The sequence below is a fragment of the Sporolactobacillus mangiferae genome (assembly GCF_023336505.1).
Lineage (GTDB): Bacteria > Bacillota > Bacilli > Bacillales > Sporolactobacillaceae > Sporolactobacillus > Sporolactobacillus mangiferae.
Window position 1 is genome coordinate 38,926 of sequence record NZ_JAMAST010000005.1, and the last position, 14,857, is coordinate 53,782.

The 14,857-nt window shown below is 46.9% G+C and carries 13 protein-coding genes and 1 pseudogene; 9 read left to right on the forward strand and 5 right to left on the reverse strand.

The window, feature by feature from the left end; translation table 11 throughout:
• The first annotated feature begins 142 nt into the window (after positions 1–142).
• The 3 genes and pseudogenes from M3N64_RS06650 to M3N64_RS06660 all read left to right on the forward strand — a co-directional run bounded on the left by M3N64_RS06650 (position 143) and on the right by M3N64_RS06660 (position 3,527).
• The gene (locus tag M3N64_RS06650; RefSeq protein ID WP_249099987.1) at positions 143–1,300 is read left to right on the forward strand and encodes a pyridoxal phosphate-dependent aminotransferase; all 1,158 of its coding nucleotides are present in this window, start codon (positions 143–145) and stop codon (positions 1,298–1,300) included.
• 62 nt (positions 1,301–1,362) lie between these two features.
• Positions 1,363–1,836, forward strand: a pseudogene (locus tag M3N64_RS06655) (flavin reductase family protein).
• A 332-nt stretch (positions 1,837–2,168) separates the two neighbouring features.
• Positions 2,169–3,527, forward strand: a complete 1,359-nt coding sequence (locus tag M3N64_RS06660; RefSeq protein WP_249099990.1) for an aspartate kinase — start codon at positions 2,169–2,171, stop codon at positions 3,525–3,527.
• A gap of 131 nt (positions 3,528–3,658) precedes the next feature.
• Here the strand turns inward: M3N64_RS06660 and M3N64_RS06665 are convergent, their stop codons facing one another.
• Positions 3,659–5,017, reverse strand: a complete 1,359-nt coding sequence (locus tag M3N64_RS06665; RefSeq protein ID WP_249099994.1) for an MFS transporter — start codon at positions 5,015–5,017, stop codon at positions 3,659–3,661.
• 185 nt (positions 5,018–5,202) lie between these two features.
• On the opposite strand from M3N64_RS06665, the gene M3N64_RS06670 reads away from it, so the two are divergent.
• Positions 5,203–5,634 (forward strand): coiled-coil domain-containing protein, encoded by a 432-nt coding sequence (locus M3N64_RS06670; protein ID WP_249099996.1) that lies wholly within the window; start codon positions 5,203–5,205, stop codon positions 5,632–5,634.
• A 121-nt stretch (positions 5,635–5,755) separates the two neighbouring features.
• Here M3N64_RS06670 and pdxR read toward each other — a convergent pair whose 3' ends face one another.
• Positions 5,756–7,159 (reverse strand): MocR-like pyridoxine biosynthesis transcription factor PdxR, encoded by a 1,404-nt coding sequence (pdxR, locus tag M3N64_RS06675; RefSeq protein WP_249099999.1) that lies wholly within the window; start codon positions 7,157–7,159, stop codon positions 5,756–5,758.
• 108 nt (positions 7,160–7,267) lie between these two features.
• Here pdxR and M3N64_RS06680 point away from each other — a divergent pair, with 108 nt between their 5' ends.
• Positions 7,268–7,816: a pyridoxamine 5'-phosphate oxidase family protein gene (locus tag M3N64_RS06680; RefSeq protein ID WP_249100002.1), complete on the forward strand. Its 549-nt coding sequence runs from the start codon at positions 7,268–7,270 to the stop codon at positions 7,814–7,816.
• 385 nt (positions 7,817–8,201) lie between these two features.
• Here M3N64_RS06680 and M3N64_RS06685 read toward each other — a convergent pair whose 3' ends face one another.
• A complete protein-coding gene (locus tag M3N64_RS06685) occupies positions 8,202–8,360 on the reverse strand; it encodes a hypothetical protein (RefSeq protein ID WP_249100005.1) in 159 nt (52 codons plus the stop codon).
• A gap of 22 nt (positions 8,361–8,382) precedes the next feature.
• Positions 8,383–9,765, reverse strand: a complete 1,383-nt coding sequence (hemG, locus tag M3N64_RS06690; RefSeq protein WP_249100008.1) for a protoporphyrinogen oxidase — start codon at positions 9,763–9,765, stop codon at positions 8,383–8,385.
• Between the two features lie 144 nt (positions 9,766–9,909).
• On the opposite strand from hemG, the gene M3N64_RS06695 reads away from it, so the two are divergent.
• Entirely contained in the window at positions 9,910–10,755 is an 846-nt protein-coding gene (locus M3N64_RS06695; RefSeq protein WP_438271007.1) for a pentapeptide repeat-containing protein, read from the forward strand.
• A gap of 20 nt (positions 10,756–10,775) precedes the next feature.
• On the opposite strand, the gene M3N64_RS06700 is transcribed toward M3N64_RS06695, so the two are convergent.
• Positions 10,776–11,585, reverse strand: a complete 810-nt coding sequence (locus tag M3N64_RS06700; RefSeq protein ID WP_249100012.1) for a ZIP family metal transporter — start codon at positions 11,583–11,585, stop codon at positions 10,776–10,778.
• A 537-nt stretch (positions 11,586–12,122) separates the two neighbouring features.
• Between M3N64_RS06700 and M3N64_RS06705 the strand changes: the two genes are divergently transcribed.
• The 3 genes from M3N64_RS06705 to M3N64_RS06715 all read left to right on the forward strand — a co-directional run bounded on the left by M3N64_RS06705 (position 12,123) and on the right by M3N64_RS06715 (position 14,820).
• Positions 12,123–13,178 carry a LysM peptidoglycan-binding domain-containing protein gene (locus M3N64_RS06705; RefSeq protein ID WP_249100015.1) on the forward strand — a complete coding sequence of 352 codons (1,056 nt, stop codon included), beginning with the start codon at positions 12,123–12,125 and terminating at the stop codon, positions 13,176–13,178.
• A 661-nt stretch (positions 13,179–13,839) separates the two neighbouring features.
• Entirely contained in the window at positions 13,840–14,559 is a 720-nt protein-coding gene (locus M3N64_RS06710; protein ID WP_249100018.1) for a YczE/YyaS/YitT family protein, read from the forward strand.
• A 105-nt stretch (positions 14,560–14,664) separates the two neighbouring features.
• A complete protein-coding gene (locus M3N64_RS06715; protein WP_249100021.1) occupies positions 14,665–14,820 on the forward strand; it encodes a DUF1540 domain-containing protein in 156 nt (51 codons plus the stop codon).
• Positions 14,821–14,857 lie beyond the last annotated feature (37 nt).

Below are 14,857 nucleotides of genomic sequence, written 5' to 3' on the forward strand. Positions count from 1 at the left end.
GTCATCAAATGGAGATAATACGGGTGCTCAAGAAACGGTTGACTTTTTCATTCAACCAAGGCATTTGATATGTTATCTTAGTTTTAGACATGATCGATGTGTCGGTACAGCTTTTCAAGTGATGACATCAGGGGGTATGAAAGTGGAGTATTCAAAAAAGGTAACGGCGATCAAGCCGTCGCCAATAAGAGATATGATGGTGCGTGCGGCGCGTATCAGGGATGTCATCTCGTTTGCTGTCGGCGAACCGGATTTTATTTCGGCTCCGAATATTATTGAGGCAGCCAAGCGTTCGCTTGATGAGGGGGAGACCAAATATGCGCCGGGTGCAGGCATTACAAAGCTGCGCGAGGTGTATATCCGCTATCTTGAAGAAGCGATCGGTGTCGCTTATCAGGCAGACAACTGTCTGATTACCACTGGTGGTATGGGCGCGCTTTTTCTCGGCCTGACGGCACTTCTGAATCCGGGTGATGAGGTGATACTCAGTTCACCGTACTGGACAAATTACGGTCAGCAGATTGTACTGTGCGGCGGCACGCCAGTCCGTGTCGAAGTATCAGAAGAAAATGAATTTATTCTGACAGCTGATGATGTACGCCAAGCGTTGACGCCGAGAACGAAAGTAATTCTGCTGAATTCCCCGAGCAATCCAACTGGAAGTGTCATGGACAGGGAGTCACTTCAGCAAATTGCAGAAATTGCAAAGACACATGACCTTTTTGTGATCAGCGATGAAGTGTACCGCCATATTCTGTTTGACGGTCAGGAATACACGAGTATTGCATCATTCCCGGGTATGAAGGAACGCACGCTGATCGTGGACAGTTGCTCAAAAACACATGCAATGACCGGTTTTCGTGTGGGCTTTGCTACAGGACCGGATGATCTGATTCGCGAGATGACCAAAGTCACCGAAGATGTCTGGAGCTGTGTCAATTCCTCTGCTCAATACGCGGCGATTGAAGCGTTGACCAATGGAACCGCCTATCGGGAGATGATGGTGAAGGAATATGAAAAACGGCGTAACTATATTTATACGCGGATTAAATCCACTCCTTTGATTTCCTGTATTAAACCGATGGGGGCGTTCTATCTTTTTGCAAACATTAAAGGCACGGGGCTGTCTGCTAAAACATTCTGTGACCGACTTTTAGAAGAGCAGCATGTGGCTGTTGTGCCGGGAGACAATTTTGGATCAGGCGCTTCGGGCTATGTACGGATTTCTTATGCGACCTCCATGGAAAAGATCAAAGAAGGCATGGACCGGGTGCAGGCATTTGTCACGAATCTTAACTGAAAGAGGGTAGGGATAATGGAGCACCATTCAGTTACTTTAATATCGTTTCTGCCAGACCGCCGATGCTCTCTGTTGCGATACAGCGGTCAGCGGGGCGTTTGAAAGATACTGAACGAAACATTATTGAATCCGGGTAATTTGTCGTCCACGTTGTGAATGAACAGAATGTCGCTCAAGTCAACCAGACAGCAGCTCGCGTGGGACCAGATCAAAGTGAAATCGCTGCAGCTGGATTGACCCCTGCTTCAAGCAGTGAAATTGCTGTTCCGGGAATAAAAGAAGCCCGGATACGTTTTGAATGTGTACTCAAGAAAGCCATCGAACTGGGAGAAAACTTGGAACCTGCATGTGATCTCGTGTCGGGAGGATTGTCCGTTATCATATTCAGGATGATCTTTATGATCATGGACGCATTGATCCCAGAAAACTGGCAGCAGTTGGAAGACTTGCCGGTGCGAATTACGTCAAAATCGGTGATATTTTTACAATTGAACGGCCGGAATAAAGACATGTCAGGAACATGCAAGAAAGTATAATATTTTGCTCTTTGCCCGAAGAGACATGCGGTGCGCCCGCGGCAAGCGAGCAACCGTAGTGTCGATGCGATGCAATCGGGCAAGGTAAGATCAATATCATAGTCAGAAGATTGTAGAAAGGGCAATGGCCGGAAAACCGCGATTAATGATCGGAAAATCACACCGGCAAACCATACTAAATGACCAGTGCACTTAAGATTTCGCCTTTCCCCAAGGCCTGGCGAAACCAAATTTTCTAAAAATTTTATTCCTTCGAAAAAAGGTTTGCTTCTTTTCATGAAATAAGTAATACTAGTGTTACTTATTTCAGATAAGATATAGGGGTTGTAGCATTGAAAGTCGTTAAATTTGGCGGGAGTTCACTTGCTTCCGGCCGGCAGGTTGAAAAAGTGTATCATATTGTTGCATCGGATCCGGAACGAAGGATTGTCGTTGTATCCGCTCCCGGGAAACGTTTTTCTGAGGATATTAAAGTTACGGACCTGCTGATTGAATGTGCTGAAAAAGCGCTGCGTGGAGAGGAGACTGCCCCCCTCGTTAACACCATTGTTGGCAGGTATAAGAGTATTGCGGAAGAACTGCGTATGCCGATGGATGTCATTAGCAGGATTACCGACGATTTACTGTCATTGATCGCAGGCAATAAACTGAATCCAGCAGCATTCATTGAAGCAATGAAAGCCAGCGGTGAAGACAACAACGCAAAACTGGTTGCGGCAGCTTTTCGCTATAAAGGTCTGGACGCGCATTATGTCTCGCCGCGGGACGCAGGTCTCAGCGTCAGCAATGAGCCCGGCAATGCCAGTGTGCTGCCGGAATCCTATGAGCGTCTGGCCAGACTTAAGGAAGAACCAGGTATTGTCGTGTTTCCCGGATTTTTCGGCTATAACACGGACAATGAGGTCATCACGTTCTCGCGCAGTGGCTCAGACATTACCGGCTCTATTCTGGCCAACGCGGTCCAAGCGGAACTTTATGAAAATTTTACAGATGTGGATGCCGTTTATGCGGTTAATCCGCATATTGTCGCGCACCCGAAAGAAATCCGTGAACTGACATATCGGGAAATGCGTGAACTGTCATACTGCGGTTTTTCCGTTTTTCATGATGAAGCACTGATCCCTGCATTTCGTGCCGGGATAAAGGTAAACGTGAAGAATACCAACAATCCGGAAGCACCCGGAACGCTGATTATGAGTACACGTAAGAATACAGATGGACCGGTGGTTGGTATTGCCAGTGATGATAAATTCAGCAGCATTTATATCAGTAAATATATGATGAATAAAGAAATCGGGTTTGGCAGGAAGGTTTTGCTCATATTGGAGGATTTTGGTCTGTCCTTCGAACACATTCCCTCAGGTATTGACGACCTGACGGTTATTATCAGGCAAAATCAGATAGATACGGCGACGGAGAAAAAAGTGATTGATCGTATGATGCATGATCTTGATGCTGACGAAGTCCGAATCGAGCATGACCTGGCGCTGATTATGCTGGTCGGTGAAGGCATGCGGCAAGAGGTGGGTACAGCAGCAAGGGCTTCAAAAGCACTTGCCGAAGCAAAGATTAACATTGAAATGATTAACCAGGGTTCTTCCGAGACAAGCATGATGTTTGGTGTTAAAGAAGCGGTTGAGAAAAAAGCGGTTCAAGCATTATATCGCGAATTTTTTGGAAGGGCAGAATAGACACAATCGCGAATGTGGGTAAACACGATGTCCAATCGCAGGCCGAGTGGCTGAAATGGCTGATAAATCGTCGTCAGGCGGTCATTGTGGGCGATAATTGATAAGCGTTGCGTGTTTATTTTGTTGCCCATTCAACGGTTTGAAGGGAAAAAAATAAGGCTGATCAAAAATGCGGGGACACTGACGGCAGCAAGTATGAAGATGAGGATCAGAAGGTCAGTCGACGTAATCGTTGCGGCAAAGACGACGCCAAGTATGGCTGCGGCACCAATCGACCCCAGAAAACGGCAGGTCTGAAACAAACCGGCACTTGTCCCGATGGCCGTCTCTGGTGCTTCGCGGAGCATCATAGCCTGAAGAGCAACCGTACCAATCCCGTAACCGCAGCCGATCAGGAGCAGAATAAATCCGATCAGTAACAGCGAATGATTAAATGCCATGATTGTCATCATTAACGCGCCTGCGACAGTAAACAGGCTTCCGGTTTTAAGCGGCAGAACGGGACCGAATCGGCTGATCCATTGGCCGGTCATTAGTGACACGGCAGCGCCGGCAAGTGACATGCACAGCATCATCAATCCGCTTTCCCGAATGCCAAGATGCATTGCGCCCTGAAAAAACGAAGGCATACCGTAAAACAGACAATAGTTGATGATATTAAGCAAAATAAAGAGCAGGTAAACAAGAGACAGCCGGTAATGACTTTTCAGCAGGTGTATGTCGATAAACGGTGCGTGCGTATGACTTTCCCGGCGAACAAAAAAAACCGATGCAGCAATTGCCATAACAATTGCCGGCCAGCTGACTTTTTCACTGAGTTTAAGCAGAAACCAGAGCAGTCCAAGAATACTGACGGAGAACAGGAAGATACCCGGGAGATCCAGTTGCCGCACCAGATTTCTCAATCGAAAATCTTTACTTTTGACATCTTTAGGGAAGATGAAAAGAGCAAGCAAAAGACTGATAAAAATAAGCGGATAATTTACATAAAAGATACTGCGCCATCCACCCCAGACAATAAGAAAGCCGCCAATGGTCGGACCGAATGCGCTCATTACCGATGCACAGATAGCTAGAGAGGCAAGAGCGGAATCCTGTCTGCTGCGAGCAATCGACTGATGAATGAGCGCTACACCGGATGGATAAAGGGTACCGTTACCTACGGCCTGGAGCACACGCATCAGAAGCAGCACTGCAAAAAAAGGAGCCAGAGGCGCATAGAAGCAGGCAATAGCTGAAAGCAGCAGACCAGCGATGAACAGAGACTTTCGACCGATGAGGTCACCTGCCTTTCCGGCAACCGGCTGGCTGATGGCACTGACCAGATAAAAGACAGATACCAGCCAGGAAACTGTTGAGAAATTCAGATGATAATCCTGCTGAATGCTGTGAAGCGCTAAGGCAATCATTGACGAATTCAGAGGATTAAGCAACGTTCCGGATAAAAGAGCGATCATAAAAATCGAGTCATTTTTCTTCGGATGCAGCATGACTTTGCCTCCAGTCTCCTAACATCATATGTTTATAGCTGTTAGAGTAGTGACACGATTCTGCAAAAGGATTGTGAGCATGCCTATTTGCAGCACGTCGGGAGCATTTACTGGATGCAAAAGATGCTTCTTGCCGGACGGGAAATTATGTATAATGTTGATTACGGGCGAAAGGGGGTGAAATAATGGCCATTTCGGACAGTGACTTTCATCAGTTGTTTGAAGCAGTTACAGATACGCGGAGTATTTTGCTTGATTTTAAGCAAAGTGTGGACAAGCGATTCGAATTAGTGAATCAGCGTCTGGACACGATGGACAAACGTTTTGACGAAATTGACCGGCGTCTGGACGCGATGGATGAACGTTTTGACGGAATTGACCGGCGTCTGGACGCGATGGATAAACGTTTTGATGGAATCGACCAGCGTCTGGATGTGATGGACGAACGTTTTGACAAAACAGATGAGCAGCTGGATCAGCTGAATCACCGTCTTGGCAATTTGGAAACATCACAGATTGAGATCAATTTGCACATTTCAAGACTTGAAGGAAGCCAGAAGAAAACGAATAACGCACTGGTCGCGATTGCAGATGTGCTGAAAGAAAGTGTCACATGATGTTTCAGAAGTCCTTCTGTCCCAACCCTGCATTCACAATATTTTCAATTTTCCCTCTTACAATGCTTCAATGCCCATAATCGCACGCATCTTGTATGTCAGACAGTGCCTGCACATCGAATTATAAATAATAGGGCATCCATGTTTGATGAAGAAGTTTGATTCCTTCCCTGATTTCATCTATGGACAGTCCGCCGAAACCAATTAAAACCATCGGATATTTTGTTGACTGGCAGGCAGAGAGCTCATAGACGCGTATGCCTGACTTTATTGCATCTGAAATCAGCAGCGAGCGAGGACGCAAGGTTTTTACCTCCAGGACAATATGCAGTCCGGCATCCTGGCCGCTGATTTGAACATGGCCGTTCATGGTTGCTTTAATTGTCTCCAGAAGCGCGGCCTGCTTTTTCCGATAAAGAGTCCGCATTTTGCGAAGATGCTTTTCCCATTTGCCACTTTCCATAAAGCAGGCCAAAGTTTCCTGATGGAGGCGCGAGGCGGTCTGCCGCCATTCGAATTGATGATAACGTTCCAGCAGCGAAAGCGGGAGAATCATATAGCCGACGCGAATCGCGGGTATGAGTGATTTAGAAAAAGTGCCGATATAAATGACACGCCGGTTTTCATCGATGCTCTGCAGAGAGGGGATCGGTTTTCCATGATAGCGGAATTCGCCGTCATAATCATCTTCAATGATCCAGCACTTGTTTTTATTTGCCCACGTGAGCAGCTGCATCCGTCTGGCGATGGGCATCACCATACCAAGCGGATACTGGTGGGACGGAGTGATATACACAGCATCTGCCTGCACCTGATTCAGTGCATGAAGTGATATTCCGTCTTCTTCGACAGGAATCGGAGTTAATTGAATTTTCTCGTTCTGCAGTGATCTGTGCACCCCCTGATAGCCTGGCTCTTCCATTGCCAGGCGGTTATAACGCCAATTAATTAATGGATACAGGATAGAGAGAATCGTTTGCGTCCCGGCGGCAATGACCACTTGTTCCGGCCTGCAGCGTACGCCTCGGGAGCGGTGCAGATAGTCGGCGATTGCTGACCGCAACCGCTCTTCTCCCTGAGGAGCGCCATATTTAAGCACTTCACGGTGTGCCGCGCTTAACGCCTGCTGTTCGCATTTTCTCCATTCATTCAGCGGAAAATGTTCTGTATCAATGTCCGACATGAAAAAATCGTATCGGACCGGTGCCTGCTTCTCAGCGCGTTTTTTTTCAAAAAAAACAGAAGGGTCAGAGGCGGATGCCGGTTCAGCGCTTTCCTGATCAAGATCTGCGACGAAGAAGCCACTGCGTGCTTTGCTTTCAATGTAACCTTCAGCGAGAAGCTGCTGATAAGCCATCTGTACTGTTGTTTTGCTCACATTCAGCCGTTCCGCAAGATAACGGATCGACGGCAGACGGGCAGACTTCTCAAGTTTAGATTGGTCAATGGCTTGTTTGAAAGATTCGTAGAGCTGGATGTATAAGGCCTTTTTCATCCGTTCGTTAAGATTTGGGAAAAATTCCACTGCCTGTCACCTTCCTATCTGTACATGTAAAAATAGTCAAATCTGTATCTTTCCATCAATACAGATGATTTTATAATAAATGAAAACAACAGAAAAGGCGGGATGGGTATGCGTCCAATGCGACGAGCGGACAAGGTATGTACAGATCAGGGGAAAATTGACGATTTCTTAGCGCATGCACATGTTGGTTTCCTTGGACTTGCAGACAGTGAGTATCCTTATGTTGTACCGGTTAATTTTGTCTGGTACCGGAATAAGATTTATTTTCATGGTGCGGCGGAAGGAAAGAAAGCGGATTTAATGCGTAATGCAACAAGCGCAGCATTTACCGTCTGTGAGGAGTATGGAATTATGGCCGGACCGGTACCTGCGCATACAAGCACGGCTTACATGAGTGTTATGATTTTCGGAAAGGCAGGCTGCCTGATCGACAGAGACGAGGCAAGAGACGCGATGCAGCAGATGCTTGATAAATATGTGCCGGATTATTTTAATCGTCCATTAGCGCGTACTCATCTTGAAAAATATCGTTCATCGAAGGGCAGTGCAACTGCCATATACTGCCTGGAGCCGGACATGCTGACAGCAAAAGAACAGCCTTTAGATGAAGACAAGAAATATGTGCCGGGGATGAAGGCAGGGCGTAATGAAAAATAATTGTTCAATCATCTGGAAAAGGCCAGTGTAATCTAAAGGCGGAGCAGTATTGGTCGAATTTGAAAATGATATGGATTTTTGAAACCATTTGTTTTAAATAAGATGGTGATTTCACGCCATGCAAGAGGGATGCCACAAATAACGCCCACATAAATTATAGATTCTCTTAGTTAATTGTCCGATTTCGGATCGCCTTGCCTGATTCGTTTGAAAAAAAGACAACGAGTGCGGCTTTATTAATGCGTTTCTCTTTAGCGCAGTAATCGCAGCTGCAACTAATTGCTTTCCGGCTGGCTTGCGACGGTATTCAAGATCCACAGTTATGTGATAGATGTAGTCTCTTCATCCATCGTTCCCGCAGAGAATGACGCCTACAGTTTTGTTGTCACTTTCTGCAACAAAGTTTGTCGCCTGGATTGCGTTTTAAAAATTTAGCGATGCCAGACTGAGAGTCGTCTAAACGGCGCGTGCCCATTCCTTTTGTATGGCACCACAACTGAAAAGCTTCGGCATAGTCATCTATGTTCATTGGGCGAATTTTCATTGGGAGCGCTCCATTATATTCATTAAAAATCGATTGCCGTTTTTGCCTGAAGATAGGTAGCGGCCTGTTCAGCTGTGTGCAAGGCGGTGGCCGCGCAATCCGGGAGTCCGACGCCGTGTAGCAGGGCGCCGCAGGCAAAGACACCGTCTATTTTTGTTAATGCATCCTCAAATGCCTGAATCCGCTGATTGTGGTTGACCGTGTACTGCGGCATGTTATCCACCTGGCGGGTGATGACGGAAAACAGCGGGGTGCCCAATTTAATGATCGTTCGCAGATCAGCGAGGGCGATTTGCTCGATTTCCGCATCGCTTTTTTCGACAATCGATGAATCATCCGCAGTTCCGACATAGGTCCGGATCAGCACGTGATTTTCCGGGGCGGCAAATGCCCATTTGTGATTCATGAAACTGCAGGCGGTGATATGCAGCCCCTCCTCTCGAGCGACAACGTAGCCGTTTCCGTCAAATGCTCCCACATCTTCTTTTTTGAAAGCAAACGCAACAGTGGCCGTGGATGTGCGTTTATCGTGAGTCAGGCTCCAGGCTTCCGGGAAATCAAGCAGCGGTCCGTACTGTTTTGGCGAAGCGGCCAAAATGATGGCATCTGCGTTCAGTACCTCTCCGTTTCCCAAGGTTACTTGTCCAGATTGTATGCTTGCGACCGGTGTATTCAGTTTGATGTCATCCGGATATGAAGCCAGCCGTTCAACGAGGCCCTGCAGACCGCAGGACAGGGATAAAAATTGGCCGGTGGATTTTTTAGGTGTATCTGCCATTTTCGGTGATCGCAGGCTTTTCATGCCAAGGATCAGGCTGCGATGTTTTTTTTCAATGGCCGCAAATTGCGGCAAGGTCGCTTCAAGACTCATATCACTCAGACTTCCGCTGTAAATGCCGGACAGCAGCGGCTCAATCATATTGGACACTACTTCGGTGCCAAGACGCTTTTCGAAAAAGGTTCTCAGTGAAAGATCCTGACCATGGTAGACATGCGGGATCAACAGATCCATCAGGGCCCGAATCTTTCCAAACGGACTGATCAGGCTTGTGGTTGCCATGGGAAGGAGTTTGGTCGGTACGCCCATTACCGAACCTTTCGGCATTTTTCGGAGCTGTTTATTGACATAGATATAATTAGCCCCTGCTCCTGAATGAACAAGCTGATTGTTCAGACCGATTGCTTTGATTAATTGAGTCAGCGCTGGTTTTCGCGTAAGAAATCCCTCAGGTCCGCATTCAATAATGAATCCATCTCGATGAATCGTTTTGATTTTTCCACCGATCCGATCTGAAGCTTCCAGCACTGTGATCTGCACCTTCGGCAGCTTTTGTTTCATATAGCAGGCGGTGGCGAGACCAGAGATCCCGGCACCGATGATGATTACTTTTTGATGTTCTGTCATCATGAACCTCCGCACATCCTGGTTATTCGAGCTCAATTCAAATTTTTATCCATTTTTATATTAACACGTCTGCCAGGCATCGCTTACTTTTTTACGCTTATTCAGCTTCTCGTATTATATAATGGATAGAAATAAGCTTTGGAGATGAAAAAATTGCATGCAATCAATCACATGGCTGAGTTGCGCCCTGACTGCAGCCGTTGCTTCGGTTTATGCTGCGCTGCACTGCCTTTTACCCATTCGGCCGATTTTGCCATTGATAAACCTGCGAAGATGCCGTGCCCGAATTTACAAGCCGATTGTCGCTGCCTTATACATAGCTGTTTGAGAGAAAAGGGATTCAAAGGCTGCATTGCATTTGAGTGTTTTGGAGCGGGTCAGAAGGTGTCCGAGCAGACATTTGCCGGTGTTGATTGGCACGGGCATAAAAAAACGGCAGAAAAAATGTTTGCCGTATTTCCAAAAATGATCATGCTGCATGAATTGCTGTGGTATCTTAATGAAGCACTGATTCATCCAGCTGTCGGTCCGATAAGATCCGAACTCTCGCATGCATCTGCAGAAACAGAAAAGCTGACGCGGCTTTCGGCAGAGTCAATCAATGCGCTTGATCTGCACGCACTGCAGGCCAAGTTGAATCAACTGTTTGTTGAGACAAGTGGACGAGTTTGGCGTACATCACAATCAGATGGTGCAGGGCTGCGCAAAAAGAGAGCCGATTTCTGCAACGCGGATCTCATTGGCAAAAACTTTTGTAAGATGGATCTGTCCGGAGCAAATTTTCGAGGAGCCTATCTGATTGCTGCAGATCTGAGCCATGCGGATTTAAGCGGAGCCGACTTCATTGGTGCTGATCTTCGCGACGCTAACCTTTGCGGCGCAAACCTCACTGACAGCATTTTCTTAACGCAGGCTCAGCTCAATTCAGCGCAAGGCGATGCAGCGACCCGCTTACCCGTGCTGCTGGATCGCCCGATGCATTGGCACTGAATTGAGCAGGGCGGTGCTGCTCACCCCAGTGCAACATCCAGCACCATCATGACTGAAAATCCGATCATTGTTGCAGCAGTGGCCAGATCTGTTGATCCCTCATGCTGAGATTCCGGAATCAGTTCTTCGATAACTACAAAGATCATGGCCCCGGCGGCGAAGGCAAGCGCATAAGGGAGAATCGGAGACACATGGACGACTAAGTAAGCGCCGATAACGGCAAAGATCGGTTCGACGATCGCGGATAACTGGCCATACCAGAAGCTTTTCCAGCGAGTCAGACCTTCCCCGCGAAGTGGAATGGCTACTGCAGCGCCTTCAGGAAAGTTTTGAATGCCAATACCGAACGCAAGTGCCAATGCTGCCACAAGCAACTCTGTATTTCCAGCAATGATCGCTCCGAATGCAACGCCGACAGCCGCCCCTTCCGGTATATTGTGAATGGTAATTGAGAAGACAAGTAAGATGATTTTGCGCAGCTTTGTTTTCGGTCCTTCTTTTTCGGAAACTGAAAATCCAAAATGCAGGTGAGGGATGAATCGATCGACGACGCGTAAAAAGATACCGCCAAGCAGAAATCCGACGAGTGCGGGCACAAATGAGAAAGCCCCCATGCCAGAGCTCAGCTCGAGTGCCGGTGCAAGCAGCGACCAGAAACTGGCGGCGATCATCACTCCGGCGGCAAAACCAAGCATGACGTTTGCCATTTTCTGATCCAGATGCTTAAAGAAAAAAACGAGTGATGCACCAGCGGCCGTACAAAGCCAGGTGAAAAGTCCGGCAAGAAGGGCAAGCAGAACCGGATGGAGCAAGGACAGTTGATGAAGCATAAATCGACCTCCAGCAAGATAGTCTTTGGAAATTTATATACCTGTTTTAACTATACATACTTTTTTCACGCGGCACCACTACGAAATATGGAGTAACCTATTTGCGGAAGCGGGCATGCAAGATGAGAGGGATGACGTACGCATGTTTCACGGTCCTGCAGGCTTCTGATGATGAAAGCGCACAACAGATGACACGCACAGGAGAGCAGGTATCTGTACAGAACTGAGCACTCCATAGCAAATACTCCCTTATGTACAAGCCTTCTCAGAAAAATGAACGACCGCCTGATCAAAATAATGTCAGTCTCCTCAATATTAATGGTTATCCATAAATATCCATTTATGTGTCGCACTGCTAATCATGAAAATAAATAGAGTGATTTTGACTTTGTTCTGTTTTTTTGTAATCGAAATGTAGCGGTGCTGTCAATGGCGTGTTAATGTTTTGCAACGTCTGAGGACTAGGATAAGTGATGTTGATGAAGGTACATAGAATGTGGTTCAGGATTTTTGCAGTACACAATGGAGGGGAAAAAATTGAAAAAGAGTCTATTATCTGCGGCATTAATCGGAGGATTGGCCGTGTCAAGTATTGGAGCACATCAGGCACAGGCAGCATCAGGTACATCGATTGTTCAGGCAGCAGAACGAGGACTCGGCTCCGCGTATTCCTGGGGACAGAATGACTGCTCTGGATTTACACAGCAGGTGTTTGCACAATTCGGCGTTCAGCTGCCCCATAATTCGGCAGCACAGGCGGGCTATGGAACGAAAGTTGACCGTGCACATTTGCAGCCTGGCGATCTGGTTTTCTTTCACACATCAGGAAACGGCATTTCTCATGTTGGCATCTATGTTGGCAATAATCGTATGATCAGTGCGGAAACAGAGAAAACCGGAGTGCGCGAGACACAGATTTTTGACGGCGGAGCTTCCACCTACTGGGAACCGCGGTTTGTAACAGCCAGAAGAATCATTTCAGGAAATAAGAAGAACGTGAAACAAACGGTAAATGTGCAGCAGAAGCAGACTGCATCGTCTGTACAAGCGTCAGAAAAAGCAACGACGTCAGCAGAAAAAACATCAATGGCGCAGGCTTCGGCGGATGGATCAACGCAAAGTAATGCAGTTTCAAAGGTCGCTTCTTCTGACCAGCAAAAAGGGACAGGCACTGATCAGTCATCGGCAAACGTGACAGACTCATCATCTGCGTCGAGTGAAGCTTCAGCATCAAACGCAAATGATCCAAAGCATATCTCGGCATCGAGAGCTTCTAAAACGTCGAACTTAGAAACCGGAAAAGTCCATAGTGGTGTGTATTATGTCCGGGCAGGAGACACTTTATGGGAAATTTCCAATCAAAATGGTGTTTCTGTACAGAAAATCCAGCAAATAAACAAGCTGAAGAATACATTGATTCGTCCAGGACAGAAGTTATACTTGAACGATCCGTCAGCTGTCTACACCATCAAATCCGGTGATTCGCTTTGGGCAATTGCCAGAAATCATGGAACAACCGTGCAAAGCTTAATGAAGCTCAATCATCTTTCCTCAGACTTGATTTTTCCAAACGAAAAACTGACCATCCGTTAAAAGGGAGGACATGCAAAGTTTGCATGTCCTCTTTTTTTTAAGCTATAAGAAAGTATATCATTTTGATCCATATGAAAACCAATAAACCAGTGTCTTATCGAGAATCAAAGCGGAGTGCGAGACGCCTGCGGGATCGGCGAGCCAGGGAAGACCCCGCAGGAATTGGCCTGCCTGAGGAGGCTTCCGGATCGCCCGCGGCAAGCGAGCAACCGAAGTGACGATTCAGAACCTAAAGACACGAATCCAGTTCGATTACAGCGTAAAAGGAACTTCCACTAAAGGCGTGCACATCCTGTACACAACGCGGAAGCCACCGCATCCTGCGGAAGTAAGGACCAGGCGCTTTATGCCCGGTTTTTCTAAGGGAAAGAAAGTAAACTGTAAGCCGGATACGGAAGCGCGAGATGCCAGCAGAGCGCACCCACAGCAAACAGGCAACGTAGCGATGATGCAGGCATAAATCATGGCCGGAGATTAGAAATCAGATGTTTGGTCCGGCTTCTAATACGCAAAAGGAATTTTTTTCGTATCAATGCGAAAAAACTTGAAAAATAACTATTGAACAATTGTCTGACAGGGGTTAAAATGAAACAATTCGTAGCGATAAAGGTGCGTCTTTTTTTCGCCGATTTGATCGAACAGATGAATCAGAAGAAAGGGAATGTCCGTGCTTGCAAACCATGCTGCGGCGGTGCACACGCATCGCCACAATGAAAATTTATTTTATTTAGCGATCTCTATTTTCTTTAATGCATTCGGAAATGCGCTGACAATTTCACTGAATCTGGGAAGTGCGTTGTGGACGGCATCGGCCGTTAATTTCACTGCGCTGACAAGTATCTCGGTCAGTTGGATCCTGTTTGCCTCGGGCATCCTGGTGATTATTGCCAATGCACTGATTATCAGAAAAGTTGACTGGCATCGAATTCTGGGCAATTTGATTTTTATGGTTCCGTTCAGTTATCTGGTCGGCCTTCTCAGTACTTGCCTTGGAGCGTTTGGAATCAATGAACTGCCGCTTTTACTGCGTGTTGTTCTTGATGTTGCAGGAATCTGTTTCATTTCGCTTGCCATTTCCATTTATCAGCGTGTTAACCTGATGCTCCATCCGTGCGATGACTTAATGCAGATTATCCGGTTTAAATATTTTAAGGGAAATGCGACAATTGCACAGCTGGTGACCTTTATGCCGCCGGTTGTGATTACTCTGATCTGCTGGTTCTTTTTGCATCAGCTGTATGCAATTAATGTCGGAACGGTCTTTGCCTTGCTTTTTCAAGGTTCATTAGTCGGCGTTTTTGATAAGTTCGTATTTCCTTCGTTGAAGCATCAGCATATTGAGCCAGGAAAAACAGCTGCTCATCATGAACTAAGTTATTGACCCCAAAGTGACTGGAACATTTGGCCGACGCACATGCGCCGCGCGGCATGGCCGCATGACTCTCCTGCGCTTAGCTCATACTAGGTTCAGGGGAGGTGATCTGTGATGGCCAAAGACGTTCTTTGTGAAGTCAGCAATTGTACTTTTTGGGATGAAGGCAACCACTGCTCGGCCAATGCTATTTATGTGGTCAGCCACAAGGGAAAACAGGCATCGAAGCAGGAAGAAACTGATTGCAAAACCTTTGAACCGGAAAGATAATGTTATCTGGAAAAAAGCGGATGAGCATGAATCAATA